The sequence below is a fragment of the Azospirillum sp. TSO35-2 genome (genome assembly GCF_003116095.1).
GTDB lineage: Bacteria > Pseudomonadota > Alphaproteobacteria > Azospirillales > Azospirillaceae > Azospirillum.
On sequence record NZ_LGRA01000008.1, the window covers coordinates 263,140 to 279,348 of the forward strand.

Consider the following 16,209-nt stretch of genomic DNA (forward strand, 5'->3'; position numbering starts at 1 on the left):
CCTTCCGGTCGTACCCTGGGCGATCGAGACCCCGAAGGATCCAAACGAGGGATCTGGGCTTTGATGATCGAATGACCAACAAACCAGCCGGGCTAACGGCCATCGGAAAGGCGCGGCGCAAAAGGGGACGTCCGTCCGGCAGAGCGCCGGTTGGGCGGCGGCCGGATTGGAACAGCGGACGGCGGGCATGAAAAAAGCGCCGAGCCGATCCGGCTGGCGCTTGCTGTTCTCTCCGTTAAGGGAGAGAATGGCGGATGGGGGGAGATTCGAACTCCCGATACCCGTGAAGGTATGCCGCATTTCGAGTGCGGTGCATTCAACCGCTCTGCCACCCATCCGCAACCCCGTTTGGCGGGGTGGGCGGAACCTATATAAACGCGTTTGGCCGTGCAAGCCTTTTTTGCAGAAAAATGCGCTGCGGAACGGCCGCATCCCTGTTGACTTCCGGGCCCTCCTGCGTATAGATCGTCGCTCCCATGAACGGGCTTGCGCATCGAACGGTGGGCGAGAAGCCCGCCGTTTGTTTTGACATAGGCAGTGACGACAATGTTTGCAGTGATCCGCACCGGCGGCAAGCAGTACAAGGTCGCCAATGGCGACGTGATCCGTGTTGAGAAGCTTGAGGCCGAAGCTGGCGCCTCCATCACGCTCGATGACGTGCTGATGGTCGGCGACACCGGCAACACGACGATCGGCACCCCGACGGTGGCCGGCGCCAGCGTCGTCGCCGAGGTGGTCGCCCAGGACCGCGGCCCGAAGATCATCGTCTTCAAGAAGAAGCGCCGCCAGAACTACCGCCGTAAGAACGGCCACCGCCAGGACCTGACCGTCCTGCGCATCACCGGCATCAACGGCGCGGCCTGATCCGCCAACGGACCAGCGGTCGCCCGATCTGGTCCGGCGCCTCTTCAGTTTTAGGAGCAACACCCCATGGCACACAAAAAGGCAGGCGGCTCGTCCCGCAACGGCCGTGACTCCGCCGGCCGCCGTCTCGGCGTGAAGCGTTTCGGTGGCGAGTTCGTCATCTCCGGCAACATCATCGTCCGTCAGCGTGGCACCACGTTCCACCCGGGCGAGAATGTCGGCATCGGCCGCGACCACACCCTGTTCGCGATGGCCAACGGCCAGGTCTTCTTCAAGCACAGCTCGAACGGCCGCACGTTTGTGAACGTCGTTCCGGCCAACGACCAGGTCCCGGCGGTCGCCGCGGAGTAACCAGGGTCGTTGCATGGCCTCGTTGTCATAGGCCAGCACGCTTGTGGGATAAAGTCGGGGGACCGGGCGACCGGACCCCCGATTTTCGTTTTTGTTCCGGCACTGCCCCGCTGCCGGTTTTCCTTCCGTTTACGGGCAAGGTCCCCCGATGAAGTTCCTCGATCAGGCCAAGGTGTTCTTGAAGAGCGGTGACGGCGGCCCCGGTGCCGTGGCGTTCCGGCGCGAGAAGTACATCGAGTTCGGCGGTCCCGACGGCGGCGACGGCGGCCGGGGCGGCGACGTGGTGATCGAGGCGGCGGACGGCCTGAACACGCTGATCGACTACCGCTACAAGCAGCATTTCAAGGCGCAGCGCGGCCATCACGGCATGGGCAGCAACCGCAACGGTGCGCGCGGCGAGGATGTCGTCCTGCGCGTGCCGGTCGGGACCCAGATCCTCGACGAGGACCAGGAGACCGTGCTGTGCGACCTGACCGAGGCCGGGCAGCGCCGCGTTTTCCTGCGCGGCGGCGACGGCGGGCACGGCAACGCCCATTTCAAGACGCCGACCAACCGCGCCCCCCGCAAGTTCCACCCCGGCTGGCCGGGGCAGGAGCAGTGGGTGTGGCTGCGGCTGAAGCTGATCGCCGACGCCGGCCTGCTGGGACTGCCCAACGCCGGCAAGTCGACCTTCCTGGCAGCGACCACCGCGGCCAAGCCGAAGATCGCCGACTACCCCTTCACCACGCTGGCGCCCAACCTGGGCGTCGTCCGCGCCGGCGACGAGGAATTCGTCATCGCCGACATCCCCGGCCTGATCGAGGGCGCGCACGAGGGGCATGGGCTGGGCGACCGTTTCCTCGGCCATGTCGAGCGCTCGCGCATCCTGCTGCATCTGATCGACGGCACGGAGGACGACGTGGTCGCCTCCTACCGGACGATCCGCAACGAGCTGGAAGCCTATGGCGGCAACCTCGCCGACAAGCTGGAGGTGATCGGGCTGAACAAGGCCGACGCCCTGCTCGACGAGGAGATCGAGGAGAAGAAGGCGGCGCTGGAAAAGGCGTCGGGCGCCGAGGTCATGGTGCTGTCCGGCGCCACCGGCCAGGGCGTGCAGAAGGTGCTGTACCGGCTGCTGACCGTCATCAAGGAATCGAAGGCGGAAGAGCCCGAGGTCATCCACGCCCCCGCCACCCGCTCGCTTCCGCGCCCGCCGGTCGGCCAGAAGCTGCCCGACGACGGCGAGATGCGCTGGGACGACGAGATCGGCGAATGGGTCGGCGGCGAGGAGGAGGAACTCGACGAGGAGTTGGACGGCGAGGAACTGGCGGACGGCGACTCGGACGACGCGCTTGACGGCGACGAGCCGGAGGGCGAAGACGACGGTTCCGAAGACGACACGGACGGAACCCCCCGCCATGGCGCTTGACGCCCCCACCCTTCTCGAGTCCCGCCGGCTGGTCGTGAAGATCGGCTCGGCCCTTCTGGTGGACGGGGAAACCCGGCAAATCCGCCGCGACTGGCTCGACGCGCTGGCCGATGACGTCGCCGCCTGCCGCAAGCGCGGCCAGGAGGTGGTGATCGTCACCTCCGGTGCGGTGGCCTGCGGGCGCGAGCATCTCGGCCTCGTCGGCCGGACGCTGAAGCTGGAGGAGAAGCAGGCGGCGGCGGCGACCGGCCAGATCCGTTTGGCCCACGCCTACCAGGAGACGCTGGCCCGCCACGACGTCACCGTCGCCCAGGTGCTGGTGACGCTGGAGGACACCGAGGAGCGGCGGCGCCACCTGAACGCCCGCAACACCATCGTCACCTTGCTGAAGCTGGGCGCCGTCCCGGTCATCAACGAGAACGACACCGTCGCCACCGCCGAAATCCGCTTCGGCGACAACGACCGGCTGGCGGCCCGCGTGGCGCAGATGGTCAGCGCCGACACGCTGGTGCTGCTGTCGGACATCGACGGCCTCTACACCGCCGACCCGCGCAAGGACCCGAACGCCCGCCACATCCCCACCGTGCGCGAGCTGACGCCGGAGATCGAGGGCATGGCCGGCGAGCCGCCCCCCGGCTACAGCAGCGGCGGCATGGTGACCAAGATCGCCGCGGCGCGAGTCGCGCTGTCGGCCGGCTGCCGCATGGTGATCGCCAAGGGCAAGCGGATGAACCCGTTGGCGGCGCTGGAGAAACGGCCGGAGGATGGCGGCGCGCTCTGCACCTGGTTCATGCCCTCGGCGGAGCCGAGCAGCGCCCGCAAGGCCTGGATCGCCGGCCATGTGAACGCCGCCGGCGTGCTGACGGTGGACGACGGCGCGCTGCGGGCGCTGGCCCACGGCGCCAGCCTGCTGCCGGCCGGCGTCACCGCCGTGCAGGGCGATTTCGACCGCGGCGACGTGGTGATCGTGCGCGCCGAGGACGGGCGCGAGGTGGCGCGCGGCCTGGCCGCCTACAGCGCCGACGACGCCCGCCGCATCCTGCGCCACAAGAGCACCGAGATCGAAGAGGTCCTGGGCTACCGTGGCCGCGACGAGATCATCCACCGCGACGATCTGGTGGTGCGGTGACCGGGAACACCGCAAGCCGTTCGCCGATCCGCGCCATCCTGTGGGACATCGACGGCACGCTGATGGACAGCGAGCCCTGGCACCAGCGCATCACCGTCGAGGTCTGCCGCGGCTACGGCCATGAGCTGAGCGACGAGGATTGCGAGGCGATGCGCGGCGTCGCCTTCCGCGAGCTGTACGCCACGCTGCACGCCCGCCGCCCCTTCCCGATCGCGATGGACCGCTGGGCCGACGAGATCAACACGCTCTACGTCGCCCGCGTCCATCAGGTGCAGCCGCGCGACGGCGCCTTCGCCCTGGTCGAAGCCTTCGCGGCGCGCGGCCTTCAGCAGGCCTGCGTGTCGAACAGCGGCCGGATGATCGTCGACGCCAACCTGAAGGCGATGGCGATGCCGCATTTCCGCTTCAGCATCGCCCGCGAGGACGTCGCCAACGGCAAGCCCCACCCGGAGCCCTACCTGCTGGCCGCCTCGATGATGGGATTGCCGCCGGAAGCCTGCGCGGTGATCGAGGACAGCCCGACCGGCGCCCGCAGCGCCAAGGCCGCCGGCATGCTGACCATTGCCTGGCCGCAGCACCCCGCCGTGGTGTTCGACACCGTCGACCATCTGGTCGAGGATCCTGGCGCGCTGGACTGGGACGCCCTCTGCGGCTGAGCGCGCGGGCGAAGCGTCAGTCCAGCGTCCAGCGGGTCATATGGGGGAAGGGCGGCAGGCCGTTGTCGCCCAGGAACGCGAACATGCCGGAAAAGCCGGTCATGCCAGCGTCGGCCAGCGCGTTGGGGCCCATGTGGGTTCCCTGTTCCAGCCACGCCAGCATCGGGTGCGCCCCCTCATAGCTGTCGTACCGGTAGGAGCCGGGGAAGAACAGGCAGCCCATCGGCAGGCCGAGATGCCGGACGACCGCGTAGGACCAAGCTTGCGACATGAACTCGCCCTGGCGGGCCGCCATGGTCAGCACCGGGTCGGCAACCCCGTCCCGCGCCGTCTGCTCCGCCAGCAGACCGTCGATGTCGGCCTGCAGGTCCTTGCCCACCAGCGGCCAGAAGCGCCGCGGCAGGACGATGATGTGACCGGCCTCGTGCAGCAGGTCGCCCGGCCCCAGCAGGGCGTCGGGATCGACATGGATCGCCCCGGCGTGGATGTTGACGCCGGGCAGGAAGCCGTCGCGCGCGCCCTCGCCATACTCGACGCCCAGGCCGAGGCCACGCAGGAAGGTGACGATGGGCTCCAGCGCTTCCGGGTGATACATCCGCCTCTCCGCCAGTTTGGAATCCGGCGGGGATATTCGCGCAATGCGGGCGGACAGGCAACAGATACCGCAGGGCGCGTGCAGTCTTCGTTGCCGCAGCCCCCTGTCCGGTACCCACGCTATTTCTGGATGTTCACCACCGCCGACACCGGGGCCAACGCGATGCCGCGGTCAGCCAGCGCGGTCATCCACAGATTGATCCGCTCGATCGTCGTCGGATAGGGCGAGGCGAAGCCGACGGCGGCGCCGTTGGTCTTGGCCAGTTCCTCCAGCTCGCGCAACTGGTCGTCGATGGCGCCGCGCGACAGGTCGCGGTCGATGGTGCGGTCGGCCTGCGCCCGCGGCACGCCGGCCAACGTGGCGAGCGGCCCGGCGACGCTCTTGGGGTTGGCGCGGGCGTCGACGAACAGCAGGCCGCGCGCCTTCAGCGCGTCGACCATCGGCTGCACCGCCGCCGGATTGGCGGTGAACTTGCTGCCGGTGGTGCTGGTGATGCCGACATAGCCGACCGCCTTGCCCAGCGACCATTCCAGCCGCTCGATGTTGCGGTCGGGGCCGAGCATGGTCAGCAGCGCGTTGGGGCCGGGGTCGTCGCGCGGGTAGTTCAGCGGCTCCATCGGCACCGACAGCATCACCTCGTGCCCCTTGGTGCGGGCACGCTCGATCCAGTCGTCCAGCCGCTCGGCATAGGGAACGAAGGCCAGCGTCACGCCGGGCGGCAGCTTCGCCAGCGCGTTGCCGGTGGTGACGCCGCTGATGCCGAGGTCGCTCATGACGATGGCGATGCGCGGCCGCTTGTCGGTGGCCGGGAACGGGCGGGCGTAGACCTGCCAGGGCTTGCGCCCGTCCTGGGCGATGCGCGGCAGCGGCCCGTTGCGGCTGTCCTCCACCAGCCCCGGCACCGGGGCGGGCGTCAGCGTCACCGCCGCCGTCGGTGCGCCGGGCAGCGGCAGCGGCGCCGCGTCGGTCGGCACCGGCGCCGCCGGCTGCTGCAGTTTGGGCGCGGGAGGCGGCGGTGGCGGCAGCGGGGCGACCGCCACCGTCAGTGCCGGAATGGCGGCCCGCCACGCCTCGGTCGTCTCCGCCGCGTTCAGCGCCAGCCAGCCGGCCAGACCGGCGCCGGCGACCGCCACCAGGGCGACGGCGCCCAGCAAGGCCCGCGACAGCGGCTTGCGCGGTGCACGCCAGCTCCCATCCCCGGCCCCGGTCTTGTCGCGTCGGAAGCGGCGCAGCCAGCCGAAGCCGGGGCGCAGGCCCCGGACATCGAACCGCAGACGACCGAGCAGGGCGGGTGCCTTCACCGTGGTGGTCTCCGGTCCCGTCAGCGCGCCGCGGAGCGCTGCTGGAACAGGGCGACGCCACGCAGCAGATCCAGCGCGCGGGCGAGCTGGAAGTCGAACGGCGGTGCATCACCCTCAGCCGCCGCACCATCGGTCGGCGCGGCCCCCGGAGCGGCGGGAGCGGCCCCCGGCGTTGCGCCGGGCGCGCTGTTGGTCGCCCCCGGAACCGCACCGGGGTTCGGCGCGGCCGGCGTGCCGGGCGCGGCCGGGTTGGTGGTGGCCGGAGCCGGAGCCGCCGGGCGCGGCTTGTTCTGGTTGGCGGCGTCGGGGTTGACCAGCGCCCCCTTCAGATCGGCCTCGCGGCGGCGGACGACGTTCTTGTCGAGATCCTCGACCTTGGCGACGTGCACCTCGATGTCCGGGGTGATGCCCAACTGCTGGATCGAGCGGCCCGACGGCGTGTAGTAGCGCGCCGTGGTCAGCCGCATGGCGCCGTGGCCGGGCAGCGGGATGATGGTCTGCACCGATCCCTTGCCGAAGCTCTGGGTGCCCATGACGATGGCGCGCTTGTGGTCCTGCAGCGCGCCGGCGACGATCTCCGACGCCGAGGCCGAACCGCCGTTGATCAGCACGACCAGCGGCAGGCCCTTGATCAGATCGCCCGGCTTGGCGTTGAAGCGGGTGCCCTCCTCCGCCTTGCGGCCGCGGGTCGACACGATCTCGCCCTTGTCGAGGAAGGTGTCGGACACCGACACCGCCTGGTCGAGCAGGCCGCCGGGGTTGTTGCGCAGATCCAGCACATAGCCCTTCAGCTTGTCGCCCAACTGCTGCTGGATCGAGGCGATGGCCTTTTCCAGCCCGCTCTGGGTCTGCTCGTTGAAGCTGGTGATGCGGACGTAGCCGATGTCACCCTCGGTGCGGAAGCGGACCGACTGCACCTTGATGACCGCGCGGGTCAGCGACACGGTGAAGGGCTCGCCGGCTTCGCCTCGGCGGACGGTGACCTTCAGCTCGCTGCCGATCGGCCCGCGCATCTTCTCCACCGCCTCGTTCAGGCTGAGGCCCATCACCGGATCGCCGTTCAACTGGACGATCAGGTCACCGGGCTGCAGGCCGGCGCGGAAGGCCGGGGTGTCGTCGATCGGCGAGACGACCTTGACCAGGCCGTTCTCCATCGTCACCTCGATGCCCAGCCCGCCGAACTCGCCGCGGGTCTGCACCTGCATGTCCTGGAAGCTTTTCTTGTTCAGATAGCTGGAATGCGGGTCGAGCGAGGTCAGCATCCCGTTGATCGCCGATTCGATCAGTTGCTCGTCGGTCACCGGCTCGACATATTCGGCGCGGACCCGCTCGAACACATCGCCGAACAGGTTCAGTTGCCGGTAGGTGTCCGACGAATTGCTGGACTGCGCGGTGACGGTCGCGACGCCGGCTCCCAGAAACACCAGTGCAGCCGCCGTGGCGGCGCGCTTGATCATCCTCATCTACCCTTGTCCTTTCCCCTCCGGGGCGCCGAACCCGCGCTGCGGGTTGATCGGCTGACCGTTTCGTCGCAGCTCGAAATAGAGATCCGGATCGCCGTCGGCCGGCATGACGGCCAGCGGTTCCCCGCCGACCACCTTACGCCCGACGGCCGTGTCGATCCGGCCCAACCCCGCAATCAAACTATGATATCCGTTGCCGTGTTCAACGATCAAGATAAGGCCATAGCCTTTGAACGGACCGGCGAACACGATCGTGCCGCCGCGCGGCGCCACCACGGCCGCCCCGGCGCGGGCCTGCACCGTCACGCCGCGGCTGGTGACGCCGAAACGGTCGGTCTCGCCGAAGCGGGTCGTCAGCTTGCCGCCGACCGGCAGGGTCATCCCGCCGGCCGTCGACCGCCCATCGGCATCACGGCCGGCAGGCGCGGCGCGGCTGGCCAGCGCCTGTTCCCGCGCCGCCTCCTTCGCCGCCTCGTCGCGGGCGCGTTTTTCCTCGGCGGCCTTCTGTTCCGCCGCCTTCTGTTCGGCGGCGCGCAGCTCTGCCAGCTTGCGCTCGGCCTCCTTGCGCTCCGCCTCCTTGCGGGCGGCGAGGCGGCGTTCGGCCTCGCGCTGTTCGGCCAGCCGGCGTTCGGCCTCCTTGCGCTCCGCCTCGCGCCGTTCCGCTTCGCGCTTGGCGGCGGCCTCGGCGGCGGCGCGGCGCTCGGCCTCGACCCGCTCCATCAACTGGCGCAGGTCGGTGGCCTGCCCCGACAGCTCGCCCATGCGCTGGGAGACCTGGAGCCGCTCCTCCTCGGTCTGGCGCGACAGCTCCTCGCGCCGGGCGATCAGGCGGTTCATCTCGCCCTGCTTCGCGGCCAGCGCCACGCGGGCGGCCAGCGCCTTGGCCCGCTGGTCGACCAGCTTGCCGCGGGTGTCGGCCAACCCGGTCAGCGCCTGGGCCAGCGCGTCGGCGCGGGCGCGCAACGCCGGCACCGCGTCGCGCAGCAGCAGGGCGGAGCGCAGCGTGTCCACCGGGCTGTCGGGCCGGGCGAGCGCCGCCTCCGGCGGGATGCGCGCCAGCCGCTGCAAGGCGCCGAGCAGGGTGGCGATCTGCTGCCGTTCGGCGTCGAGCGTGCTCGATCGCTCGCGCTCCTCCGCCTCCAGCGCGGTGAGGGTCTCCTCCAGCCGGGCGAGCGCCTCTTCCTGGCTGCGCGCCTGATCGGCCAGGGCAATCAACTGGCCGCGCAGGTCGTCCAGTTCGGTCTGCAACGCCTGCGACTGGCGTTCGAGCTGCTGCTGGCGCTGCTTGCCGGTCTGGAGCTGCTGCTCCACCCGCTTCAGCGTGTCCTTGGGCGCTTCCGGCTGCGCCGCGTTCGCTGGCTGGGCGAGAAGCAGGGTGGCGACGATGACCCCGGCTAGAAACCCCTCTCCCGCCCCAGCAACCCTCTCCCCCCCGGGGAGAGGGCTGGGTGAGGGGGATTCGTGGCGAAGCTTCACTGGGGACAAAGGGCAGAGCCGCAATCCCCTCGCAAACCCACGCCGCGCGTCCCCCTCACCGGCCCTGCGGGCCACCCTCTCCCCGGGGGGGAGAGGGTTATGGACGCGGAGCGCGTCCCCCTCTCCCCTGGGAGGGGAGTCAGCCGTCAGGGAGACACGCGCCATCCCTTACTCCGCCGCCGCGCGGGCGGCGGTGCGGGTCAGCAGGTTGCGGCCGGTCATCTCGGCCGGCTTCGGCAGGCCCAGCAGGTCGAGCAGCGTCGGGGCGATGTCGGCCAGACGGCCACTGGCGATGCGGGCGCCGGCCGGGCCGTTGACCAGGACCAGCGGCACCTTGTCCAGCGTGTGGGCGGTGTGCGGGCCGCCGTTGTCCGGGTCCTTCATCAGCTCGCAGTTGCCATGGTCGGCGGTGACCAGCATGGTGCCGCCGGCGCGGCGCACCGCGGCCTCCACCCGGCCGACGCTGGTGTCGACCGCCTCCACCGCCTTGATCGCGGCGTCCAGCATGCCGCTGTGCCCGACCATGTCCGGGTTGGCGAAATTGACGACGATCAGGTCATAGGTGCCCGAATCGATGGCGCCGACCAGCTTGTCGGTCACCTCGGCCGCCGACATCTCCGGCTGCAGGTCGTAGGTCGCGACCTTGGGCGACGGCACCAGGATGCGGTCCTCGCCCTCGTACACGCGCTCCTCGCCGCCGTTGAAGAAGAAGGTGACGTGCGGGTACTTCTCCGTCTCGGCGATGCGCAGCTGCTTCATCCCGGCCTCGCTGACCACTTCGCCCAGCACCTTGGTCAGGGATTTCGGCGGAAAGATGGTCGTCATCAGCTTGGCCAGCGCCGAGGAGTACTCGACCATGCCGACCACCGCCGCCAGCTTGGGGGCGCCATCGACCGGGAAGCCGTCGAAGGTCGGTTCGACATAGGCGGCCAGGATCTCGCGGGCGCGGTCGGCGCGGTAATTCGCCATCAGGATGGCGTCGCCGTCCTTCATGCCGGCGAAGTCGCCGATCACCGTCGGCAGGATGAATTCGTCATGCTTGCCGGCGGCGTAGCTCTGCTCGATCGCCTGGATCGGGTCGGCGGCGCGCTCGCCCTCCCCCTTGGTCATGGCGGCGTAGGCCTTGGCAACGCGGTCCCAGCGCTTGTCGCGGTCCATCGCGTAGTAGCGGCCGACGACGGTCGCCACCTCGACGCCCGGCATCTCGTGGACGTCGGCCATGAACTCGGCGACCTGGTCCTTGGCGCTCTGCGGCGGCACGTCGCGGCCGTCGGTGAAGGCGTGGACGGCGACCGGAATACCCTCGCGCGACAGCACGCCGGCCAGCGCCGCGATGTGGTCCTGGTGCGAATGGACGCCGCCCGGCGACAGCAGCCCCATCAGGTGGACGCGGCCGCCCGTCTCGCGCATCTTTTTGGCGAGGTCGTTCAGCGCCGGGTTGCGCTCCAGCTCGCCCTCGACGATGGCGTGGTCGATCATGACGAGGTCCTGCATGACGACCCGGCCCGCGCCGAGATTCATGTGCCCGACCTCGGAGTTGCCCATCTGCCCCTTGGGCAGCCCGACCTCCTCCTCGCTGGCGTCGAGGAAGGCGGTCGGCTCGTTGGCCCACAGGCGGTCCCAGTTGGGGGTCTGGCCCAGTGCGATGGCGTTGTCGGACCGTTCCTCGCGGTAGCCCCAGCCGTCCAGGATGCAAAGAACGACAGGGCGGGGTCGGTTGGTCTCGGTCATCGCGCTGTACCTTTCTCGAAAGGTTCGTGGTCTCGGAGGGATTGGTTTTCGGCTCCGGCGCGTCGTTGCGGCGCCGGCTTCGACGCTCAGGCTCTGTGATAGGGGTGGCCGGCCAGGATTTGTTGGGCGCGATAGAGTTGCTCCGCAAGCATCCCGCGCACCAGCATGTGTGGCCAGGTCATCGGCCCGAAGGCCATCAGGAAATCGGCCCGCGCGCGCACCGCGTCGCCATGGCCGTCGGCACCGCCGATCAGGAAGGCGAGATCGCCGGCGCCGCGGTCGCGCCACTCGCCGACCTTGGCGGCGAAACTTTCACTGGGCAGGGCCTTGCCGCGCTCGTCCAGCGCCACGACGATGGCGCCGGCGGGGATCGCGGCCAGCAGCAGCTCGGCCTCCTGCCGCTTCAATTCGTCGGAGGAGAGGCGCTTCTTCACCTCGACCTCCTTCAGGGTGAAGGGCCAGCTCAACCGTCCGACATACTCGTCGAACAGGTCACGCGTTGGTCCACCCCGCGACCGCCCGACGGCGGCGAGCCACAGACGCATGATGCGGCCCTCCGCCTCCGGCCCGTCAGGCGCTCAGCCGGGCCGCGTCGGACGGCTTCGGCAGATCCAGACCCCACATCTTTTCGATGTTGTAGAAGGTCCGGACCTCCGGCTTGAACAGGTGGACGATGACGTCGCCGGCATCGACCAGGACCCAGTCGGCCTGCGCCAGACCTTCCATCTCGACGCCGCGGACACCGGCCTGCTTCAGCTTTTCGGCCAGCTTGATGGCCATGGCGCCGATGTGCCGCGTGTTGCGGCCCGACGCCACGATCATGTAATCGGCGAAGGTGGTTTTCCCGGCGAGGTCGATGACGGTGACATCATCCGCCTGGTCGGCGTCAAGCGACGCCTCGATGAGCGCCTTCAGCTCCTGCGGTTCCAGGATCTGGGGAACGGGGGCTGGCCGCGGAGCGGTCGCGGCCGTTTCGGTGTGCGTGGTGATGGCTCCAACCTCTTGCAACGGTGTCACAACCCGGAGGCCCGCGCCTGCCGGATCGCCGTCGCCGAGGCCGGATGCAGAGGGTTGCGTAAGAACGCCCAGGCCGGCCGCCGATGGCGCGCCAGCCCTTTGACCCCAGACACCGACACCCGCCGACGGATGTAACGCCGGGCGGCCTTGCCGCTCAGCGCACTTAAAGAATAGGTCGGACGGGCGAAAACCGCAACGGCCACCGACTCGAAGATTCGTGTCCAGTGCTTCCAGCGCGGAATTTGCCGCAGATTGTCCGCTCCCATCAACCAAACAAAGCGTGTTTTGGGGAATCGCCGCTGCAGATTCGCCAAAGTGTCGGCGGTGTAGCGGGTGCCGAGCGCGGTTTCGATCGCGGTGACCTCGATCCGCGGGTGGGCGGCGACCGCCCGCGCCTCCGCCAGCCGCGCGTCCAGCCCCGCCATGCCGGCCGCCGACTTCAGCGGATTCTGCGGGCTGACCATCCACCAGACACGATCGAGCCCGAGCGCCTTCAGCGCGAACAGGCTGATGTGCCGGTGCCCGTCATGGGCCGGGTTGAACGACCCGCCGAGGATGCCGACGGTCAGCCCGGCGTAGAGCGGGCCGGAATAGAGGTGGGGGGCACGGGCTCCCTCACCCTTACGGTCGCGTCTGGCCATCGCCACGCACGACGTACTTGTAGCTGGTCAGCTGTTCGGCACCCACCGGGCCGCGGGCGTGGAACTTGTCGGTCGAGATGCCGATCTCGGCGCCCATGCCGAACTCGCCGCCGTCGGCGAACTGGGTGGAGGCGTTCCACAGCACGATGCCGCTGTCGATCCGGCCGAGGAACCGCTCCGCCACCGCCGGATCCTCGGTCAGGATCGATTCGGTGTGGTGCGAGCTGTGCTGGTTGATGTGGTCGATGGCGCCGTCCACCCCGTCGACCACGCCGCAGGCGATGATGGCGTCGAGATACTCGGTGTCCCAGTCCTCCGGCGCCACCGGCGTCACCCGCGCATCAACGGCCTGCGCCGCCGCGTCGCCGCGCACGGCGCAGCCGGCGTCGAGCAGGTCCTTGACCAGCAGCGGCAGGGCGGTGCCGGCGATGGCGCGGTCGACCAGCAGCGTCTCGGCGGCGCCGCAGATCGAGGTGCGGCGCATCTTGGCGTTCAGCACCACCTTGCGCGCCTTCTCCAGGTCGGCGGCGGCGTCGACATAGACGTGGCAGTTGCCGTCCAGATGCTTGATCACCGGGACGCGGCTCTCGTCGGCGATGCGCTGGATCAGCGACTTGCCGCCGCGCGGGATGATGACGTCGATGAACTCCCGCATCGTCAGCATGTGGCCGACGGCGGCGCGGTCGGTGGTCGGCACCAGCTGGATCGCGGTTTCCGGCAGGCCGGCCTCGCGCAGGCCCTGGGCCAGGCAGTCGGCGATGGCGCGGGACGAGCGGATGCTCTCCGACCCGCCGCGCAGGATGGCGGCGTTGCCCGACTTCAGGCACAGGCCGCCGGCGTCGGCGGTCACGTTGGGCCGGCTTTCATAGATGATGCCGATCACCCCCAGCGGCACGCGGACGCGCTGGATGCGCAGGCCGTTGGGCCGCGTCCAGTCGGCCAGCACGCCGCCGATGGGATCGGGGAAGTCGGCGATGTCCTCCAGACCCTTGGCCATCGCCTCGATGCGCGTGTCGTCCAGCATCAGCCGTTCGCGCATCGGGCCGGACAGGTCGCGGGCGTTCGCCATGTCCTCGGCGTTGGCGGCCTTGATCTCGGCCGCACGGGCGCGGATGGCCGCCGCCGCCGCCCGCAGGGCCCGATCCTTGTCCGGCCCTGGCACGGTCGCCAGCGTGACCGCGGCGGCGCGGGCGGCGCGGCCGAGGGACAGCATCTGGTCGTGCAGGGCATCGGTGGTGTCGAGCAGGGCGGACATCGGTGTCTCCGGGAACACGCGTTCGTGACGGGAGAGTGACCTTAACGAATTGTTTCGGGTTGCGAAAGACGCGCGGCTGTGGGACTCCGGCGTCCGGTGGGAGGCGGGCGTGACGAAAACGCAAAGGGCGCGCCGGCCGCGCCCAGGGCATAGTCGCGCCGGCCGGATGCCCAGCCAGGAAAAGCCCGCCGGAGTTGAGAAGGTTTCGATGCTGACGCTTCTGCTGATTGTCTCCGCGTTTTTCGCCGGCGTCCTGAACGCCGTGGCCGGGGGCGGCAGCTTCCTGACCTTTCCGGCGCTGATCCTGGCCGGGGTGCCGCCACTGAACGCCAACGCCACCAGCACCGTCGCGGTGTCGCCCGGCGCGCTGGCCAGCGCCTACGGCTACCGGCGGGAGCTGGGGAAGATCCGCGAGATCCACCTGCCCTCCTTCCTCGGGGTCAGCCTGGTCGGCGGGCTGCTGGGCGCCCTGCTGCTGCTGTGGACGCCGCAGCGCACCTTCGAGGCGATCGTGCCCTGGCTGCTGCTGTTCGCCACGGTGCTGTTCGCCTTCGGCCCCAAGGCGTCGACCTGGATTCGCCAGAACTGCACGGTCGGGCACGGGGCGGTGCTGGCCAGCCAGTTCCTGATCGCCATCTACGGCGGCTATTTCGGCGGCGGCATCGGCATCCTGATCCTGGCGACGCTCGGCGTCTTCGGCCTGACCGACCTGCACGCGATGAACGGGCTGAAGACGCTGGTGTCGGGCTGCCTGAACGCGGTCGCGGTGGTCGCCTTCGTCGCCGGCGGCGCCGTCTACTGGAACGAGGCGCTGATCATGCTGGTCGCGGCGATGGCCGGCGGCTATGCCGGGGCCGCGGTCGCCCGCCGCATCCCGCCGCCGCACCTGCGCCGGTTCGTCATCCTGGTCGGTGCCGCGATGACGGTCTATTTCTTCGTGACCAAGCTCTGAACCGGACGGACCCCGCCGCCATGACCAAAATCGTCGCCCGCGACACTCTGCCCTACCGCCCCTGCGTCGGCATCATGCTGCTGAACGACCGCGGCGCGGTGTTCGTCGCCAGGCGCTGCGGGTCGGAGGCCGACTGGCAGATGCCCCAGGGCGGCATCGACGAGGGGGAGGACGCCCGCAGCGCCGCCTTCCGCGAGCTGGAGGAGGAGATCGGCACGGCGAAGGCGGAGTTCATCGCGATGACCGCCGCCCCCCACCGCTACGACCTGCCCGACGAGCTGCTGGGCCGGGTGTGGAAGGGCCGCTGGCGCGGGCAGGAGCAGATGTGGATGCTCGCCCGCTTCACCGGGACCGACGCCGACATCCGGCTCGACACCGCGCATCCGGAGTTCGACGCCTGGAAATGGATCGATGCGGAGGCGCTGCCCGGCCTGATCGTCGCCTTCAAGCGGCCGGTCTACGAAGCGGTGCTGGCCGAGTTCCGCCCGCGGATCGCCGCCCTGAAGACTTTGGGCTGAGGGGCCGATGTCCCATCTTTGATCGCGGTTTGCCCTAGGTGTGAAGCCCTCCACCCCTGTGTCAGAGATCCCCAGCTTAACGAATCCTTGAGACGGCTCTGGCAACGTCGCTGCTGCAACCGCAGTGCGCAAGAGGCGGCACGGGATGGGCGGAGGGGTGGCATGTCGCTGATCAAATGGACCGAGGAGGACGGGCGTGTGCGCCTGGGCCTGCCAAGCGACCTCGACCTGCCGATGGCGCAACCACTGCTCGACAGCCTGCGGGCCGGACTGGCGGCCTCCGCCGACGTGACCGTGCAGGCCGATCAGGTCGAGCGCATCAGCGCCGCCTGCGTCCAGGCGCTGGTCGTCGCCGCGCGCGACGCCGCGGAGCGCGGCGCCGCCTTCACCGTCGCCGCTCCGTCTGAGGTGCTGTCCGAAGCGTGCGAGGACCTGGGCCTCGCCGCTTGGTTGAAGGAATGGAGCGGGGAGAGCCGAGCGTGAAGAAGACAGTGATGACGGTGGATGACTCCCGCACGATGCGCGACATGGTGTCCTTCACCCTGCGCGGCGCCGGCTATGACGTGGTCGAGGCCGCCGACGGGCAGCAGGCGATGAGCGCCATCGCCACCCGCAAGGTCGATCTGGTCATCACCGACCTGAACATGCCGGTGATGGACGGGCTGAGCCTGATCCGCAAGCTGCGGGCGATCCCGGCGCACCGCACCCTGCCGATCCTGATGCTGACCACCGAAGCGGACGACAGCAAGAAGGCCGAGGGCCGGGCCGCCGGCGCCACCGGCTGGATCGTGAAGCCCTTCAACCCCGACAAGCTGGTGTCGGTGGTGCAGAAGGTGTGCGGCTGACCCGGTC

18 protein-coding genes and 1 tRNA gene are annotated in these 16,209 nt (G+C 69.8%); 9 read left to right on the forward strand and 10 right to left on the reverse strand.

From position 1 onward, the window contains the following. Positions 1-248 precede the first annotated feature (248 nt). A tRNA-Ser gene (locus TSO352_RS02705) sits at positions 249-338 on the reverse strand. Between the two features lie 208 nt (positions 339-546). On the opposite strand from TSO352_RS02705, the gene rplU reads away from it, so the two are divergent. The 5 genes from rplU to TSO352_RS02730 all read left to right on the forward strand — a co-directional run bounded on the left by rplU (position 547) and on the right by TSO352_RS02730 (position 4,408). Then, positions 547-864 (forward strand): 50S ribosomal protein L21, encoded by a 318-nt coding sequence (rplU, locus tag TSO352_RS02710; protein ID WP_109105840.1) that lies wholly within the window; start codon positions 547-549, stop codon positions 862-864. A 66-nt stretch (positions 865-930) separates the two neighbouring features. Then, positions 931-1,215, forward strand: coding sequence for a 50S ribosomal protein L27 (gene rpmA / locus TSO352_RS02715; protein ID WP_109105841.1), 285 nt, complete (start codon positions 931-933; stop codon positions 1,213-1,215). A 148-nt stretch (positions 1,216-1,363) separates the two neighbouring features. Next, positions 1,364-2,623 carry a GTPase ObgE gene (gene obgE / locus TSO352_RS02720; RefSeq protein ID WP_109105842.1) on the forward strand — a complete coding sequence of 420 codons (1,260 nt, stop codon included), beginning with the start codon at positions 1,364-1,366 and terminating at the stop codon, positions 2,621-2,623. Continuing rightward, positions 2,613-3,752, forward strand: a complete 1,140-nt coding sequence (gene proB, locus TSO352_RS02725; RefSeq protein WP_109105843.1) for a glutamate 5-kinase — start codon at positions 2,613-2,615, stop codon at positions 3,750-3,752. Before obgE ends, proB begins: the two co-directional genes overlap by 11 nt. Next, on the forward strand, positions 3,749-4,408 hold the full coding sequence (locus tag TSO352_RS02730; protein ID WP_247871859.1) for an HAD family phosphatase: 660 nt from the start codon (positions 3,749-3,751) through the stop codon (positions 4,406-4,408). Before proB ends, TSO352_RS02730 begins: the two co-directional genes overlap by 4 nt. Before the next feature lie 16 nt (positions 4,409-4,424). Here the strand turns inward: TSO352_RS02730 and TSO352_RS02735 are convergent, their stop codons facing one another. The 9 genes from TSO352_RS02735 to TSO352_RS02775 all read right to left on the reverse strand — a co-directional run bounded on the left by TSO352_RS02735 (position 4,425) and on the right by TSO352_RS02775 (position 13,887). Then, positions 4,425-5,003: a hypothetical protein gene (locus TSO352_RS02735; RefSeq protein WP_109105844.1), complete on the reverse strand. Its 579-nt coding sequence runs from the start codon at positions 5,001-5,003 to the stop codon at positions 4,425-4,427. A 119-nt stretch (positions 5,004-5,122) separates the two neighbouring features. After that, positions 5,123-6,304 carry a divergent polysaccharide deacetylase family protein gene (locus tag TSO352_RS02740; protein ID WP_109105845.1) on the reverse strand — a complete coding sequence of 394 codons (1,182 nt, stop codon included), beginning with the start codon at positions 6,302-6,304 and terminating at the stop codon, positions 5,123-5,125. A gap of 20 nt (positions 6,305-6,324) precedes the next feature. Then, on the reverse strand, positions 6,325-7,767 hold the full coding sequence (locus TSO352_RS02745) for a S41 family peptidase (protein ID WP_109105846.1): 1,443 nt from the start codon (positions 7,765-7,767) through the stop codon (positions 6,325-6,327). After that, positions 7,768-9,078, reverse strand: coding sequence for a peptidoglycan DD-metalloendopeptidase family protein (locus tag TSO352_RS02750; protein ID WP_247871860.1), 1,311 nt, complete (start codon positions 9,076-9,078; stop codon positions 7,768-7,770). A 333-nt stretch (positions 9,079-9,411) separates the two neighbouring features. Then, the gene (gene gpmI, locus TSO352_RS02755) at positions 9,412-10,974 is read right to left on the reverse strand and encodes a 2,3-bisphosphoglycerate-independent phosphoglycerate mutase (RefSeq protein ID WP_109105848.1); all 1,563 of its coding nucleotides are present in this window, start codon (positions 10,972-10,974) and stop codon (positions 9,412-9,414) included. 86 nt (positions 10,975-11,060) lie between these two features. Then, positions 11,061-11,519 (reverse strand): 23S rRNA (pseudouridine(1915)-N(3))-methyltransferase RlmH, encoded by a 459-nt coding sequence (rlmH, locus tag TSO352_RS02760; RefSeq protein WP_109105849.1) that lies wholly within the window; start codon positions 11,517-11,519, stop codon positions 11,061-11,063. Between the two features lie 25 nt (positions 11,520-11,544). Further along, the gene (rsfS, locus tag TSO352_RS02765; protein ID WP_109105850.1) at positions 11,545-11,991 is read right to left on the reverse strand and encodes a ribosome silencing factor; all 447 of its coding nucleotides are present in this window, start codon (positions 11,989-11,991) and stop codon (positions 11,545-11,547) included. Then, positions 11,988-12,632, reverse strand: coding sequence for a nicotinate-nucleotide adenylyltransferase (locus TSO352_RS02770; protein ID WP_109105851.1), 645 nt, complete (start codon positions 12,630-12,632; stop codon positions 11,988-11,990). Before TSO352_RS02770 ends, rsfS begins: the two co-directional genes overlap by 4 nt. Beyond that, the gene (locus TSO352_RS02775; protein ID WP_109105852.1) at positions 12,613-13,887 is read right to left on the reverse strand and encodes a glutamate-5-semialdehyde dehydrogenase; all 1,275 of its coding nucleotides are present in this window, start codon (positions 13,885-13,887) and stop codon (positions 12,613-12,615) included. Before TSO352_RS02775 ends, TSO352_RS02770 begins: the two co-directional genes overlap by 20 nt. Positions 13,888-14,095: 208 nt before the next feature. On the opposite strand from TSO352_RS02775, the gene TSO352_RS02780 reads away from it, so the two are divergent. The 4 genes from TSO352_RS02780 (at position 14,096) to TSO352_RS02795 (ending at position 16,202) form a co-directional block, all read left to right on the forward strand. After that, positions 14,096-14,839, forward strand: a complete 744-nt coding sequence (locus TSO352_RS02780; protein ID WP_109105853.1) for a sulfite exporter TauE/SafE family protein — start codon at positions 14,096-14,098, stop codon at positions 14,837-14,839. 20 nt (positions 14,840-14,859) lie between these two features. Then, complete coding sequence (locus tag TSO352_RS02785; protein ID WP_109105854.1) at positions 14,860-15,357, forward strand: RNA pyrophosphohydrolase; 498 nt, start codon at positions 14,860-14,862, stop codon at positions 15,355-15,357. A 162-nt stretch (positions 15,358-15,519) separates the two neighbouring features. After that, a complete protein-coding gene (locus TSO352_RS02790) occupies positions 15,520-15,840 on the forward strand; it encodes an STAS domain-containing protein (protein ID WP_109105855.1) in 321 nt (106 codons plus the stop codon). Then, positions 15,837-16,202 (forward strand): response regulator, encoded by a 366-nt coding sequence (locus TSO352_RS02795; protein ID WP_199231462.1) that lies wholly within the window; start codon positions 15,837-15,839, stop codon positions 16,200-16,202. Before TSO352_RS02790 ends, TSO352_RS02795 begins: the two co-directional genes overlap by 4 nt. Positions 16,203-16,209 lie beyond the last annotated feature (7 nt).